A 2,271-nucleotide genomic window follows, 5' to 3' on the forward strand; every position below is an offset into this window, starting at 1 on the left:
GGCTATTTACCAGGTTCAGTTTGCCATGTAGTTTATTTCTGCTTCTTCATCTTCATCCATTGCATCTACAGGTGTTGCGCTATTGCTTCGCATCGCAGGCGGTGATTGACTAAAAAAGCTTGCTGACGCGGAAGCGGAAGACGATGAACTTACTGTGCGCTCGGTTTTTGTTTTCAAAAAAACGATTTGTTCTTTTAGATTTTTGATGGTTTGCTGATCCTGCTCGTTAGGTGTTTGAATAGAATTTAGCGCATTAATTACCTGTGCATAGGTTGTAACCACATTCTTTATCAAGTTGTTTTTAAGATGAGTTTGAGCCAGATGTAAAAACTGCATCGCTACGTTGCGATAATCTGCATCACTGCGTGCCTGATTTATTAATATGGGATTAAAAAATGACAGCGGCGTGGTTGCTCTGAGACAGATAATTGCTTTAACATGTGTTCGATACTATCATCTATTAGTTTCGTTTCACTAATCGAAATGCCCTCAAATTGAGCCAAGAAGTTTTTTTCTTGTTGTCTTTCTGCCAGCAACATTCCATGATTTATAAATTTAACCGATTTTAAATAGGAGGCGGTTGATAGATCACGTTCATAATAATCATGAAACTGCTTAAAATTAGTGTCGGGATTGCCAATTGCTAATTCTTGAGCATTTTTTTCTTTAATTAATCCAAATGCTTTTATTGCATTCGCCATTGACTCATCAGCGCCCTGTTGATTCAATGATTCATAACACGCGTCAGCCAAATCAATATAGCGTTCAGTAAGTGTTCTATAAGTATTATCATTTAATTCTGTTTTTTGTAATTGTTGAATACTATCTAGGTAGCTTTGGGCCGCTTTTGTATATTCACTTCGATTAAAATAAATAGTAGCAATGGAATAGTAAGCCTTAGACAGGGCTTTAAAGTCATCAATAGTTTTATTGGTGATCTTTAAAAAAAGATTAATTCCTTGCAAATACTCGCTGAGAATTCGTTCTTTTGTACTTTGTCTATACTCTAACTTGTGGGCATTTTCAATTTTCAGTTTGGCATTTTGTCTTATTAGCTCATCCATGATAAGTTCTCCTTTATTTATTAATTGTTCTGGGGGCTATTGGCCTTTTTACTATCTTGGCCAAAATGAGTTGATTTTCTGTGCTCTGGTGCGCACATACTCGATGCATGCCCTGCTTCGTCGCTTAAAAATTAAGCAATTTGGGCGCGGTCTAGCGAAATGGCAACAGACTCTAATAAATACAGTACCACTACCCTTGCTAATTAAAAACTAATTTTATTATTTTAAAAGCTAAATTGGCAGTAGGGAGATAAAAATGTGTCTAAAATTTATTCGTTAATCAATCCTTAAGCTACATTGTTTTACAATGATGAAAAGCCAACAGGAGACTACCATGTCAAATAAAAAACTAACTGAACGTTTGCACAAAGAGCTTGATGAACTTGGTGTTCCTGCCTTAATGACAGAGCGGATTCAAGTGTGTTCTAAACTATTCAAATTGCCTAAATTTAAAATTGAAGCTTTATTAAATGGCATTGTTGCATTTGATTCGAACTCCATGCAAAAAATTGCCGATGAGCTTGATGTAAGTATTGATTGGCTGTTTGGCGCTCCTAAAGAAAAAATCAAACACTGAGTGAGCCTTCACGGTCATAAAGTTAAGAACAACCTAGCGCAAATGTAGGCTGGTGCTGAGTTTACGAGGCCTAACAATGGCGCGAAGCGACTTCTACGATGTTGGGCTGCACTTTGTTTGGCACCAACCTACATAAGAATTTTATTCTTCATAATGTTCTTAAATATTAATCAAATAGTTCCATAACTTGCTCAGGCGGTCGTCCTATAATTGCCTTATCTTTATAAGTGACGATCGGGCGTTGCATTAATATGGGTTCTTTTTGCATGGCGTGTAAAACTTGCGTTTCATTATCCAGTGATAATTCTAGCTCTGTAAAAACAGATTCATTGGTGCGTACAAAATCGTTTAGCGTGAAGTGCGACCTTAATCTATTTAACTGTTCACTATTAAGCGGTGTTTTAAGGTATTCGATAATAATAGGGTCGAGGCCTTTGCTGTGCAGTATTTCTAAGGTTTCTCTTGATTTAGAGCATTGAGGGTTATGATAAATAGTAATTTTTTGCATGTCACTTTTTAAATTTTAGGGTGTGTTGACATTTTGTCGTTAACATATTGAAAAATATGAGCAAACTCGTAGACTTCAGGTTCTAACACAAGAAAAAAACGAGTTTGCAATGGCTAGACACA

Annotated in this window: 4 protein-coding genes; 1 reads left to right on the top strand and 3 read right to left on the bottom strand. The window is 36.3% G+C overall.

Annotated elements, in window-relative coordinates; genetic code table 11:
* Positions 1-15: 15 nt before the first annotated feature.
* Positions 16-336: a hypothetical protein gene (locus LDG_RS18330; RefSeq protein ID WP_006869633.1), complete on the bottom strand. Its 321-nt coding sequence runs from the start codon at positions 334-336 to the stop codon at positions 16-18.
* Positions 337-377: 41 nt separating this feature from the next.
* Complete coding sequence (locus tag LDG_RS02925) at positions 378-1,064, bottom strand: hypothetical protein (RefSeq protein WP_006869634.1); 687 nt, start codon at positions 1,062-1,064, stop codon at positions 378-380.
* Positions 1,065-1,398: 334 nt separating this feature from the next.
* Between LDG_RS02925 and LDG_RS02935 the strand changes: the two genes are divergently transcribed.
* A complete protein-coding gene (locus LDG_RS02935) occupies positions 1,399-1,641 on the top strand; it encodes a hypothetical protein (RefSeq protein ID WP_006869635.1) in 243 nt (80 codons plus the stop codon).
* Between the two features lie 166 nt (positions 1,642-1,807).
* On the opposite strand, the gene arsC is transcribed toward LDG_RS02935, so the two are convergent.
* A complete protein-coding gene (gene arsC / locus LDG_RS02940) occupies positions 1,808-2,149 on the bottom strand; it encodes an arsenate reductase (glutaredoxin) (RefSeq protein ID WP_006869636.1) in 342 nt (113 codons plus the stop codon).
* Positions 2,150-2,271: the final 122 nt, after the last annotated feature.

This window comes from Legionella drancourtii LLAP12, from assembly GCF_000162755.2.
In the GTDB taxonomy this organism is placed as follows: domain Bacteria; phylum Pseudomonadota; class Gammaproteobacteria; order Legionellales; family Legionellaceae; genus Legionella; species Legionella drancourtii.

What these genes read in the sequence shown, in the direction of transcription:
- LDG_RS18330 (WP_006869633.1), bottom strand. Translation starts at nt 336, where the DNA reads ATGCAGTTTTTACATCTGGCTCAAACTCATCTTAAAAACAACTTGATA.
- LDG_RS02925 (WP_006869634.1), bottom strand. Translation starts at nt 1,064, where the DNA reads ATGGATGAGCTAATAAGACAAAATGCCAAACTGAAAATTGAAAATGCC.
- LDG_RS02935 (WP_006869635.1), top strand. Translation starts at nt 1,399, where the DNA reads ATGTCAAATAAAAAACTAACTGAACGTTTGCACAAAGAGCTTGATGAA.
- arsC (WP_006869636.1), bottom strand. Translation starts at nt 2,149, where the DNA reads ATGCAAAAAATTACTATTTATCATAACCCTCAATGCTCTAAATCAAGA.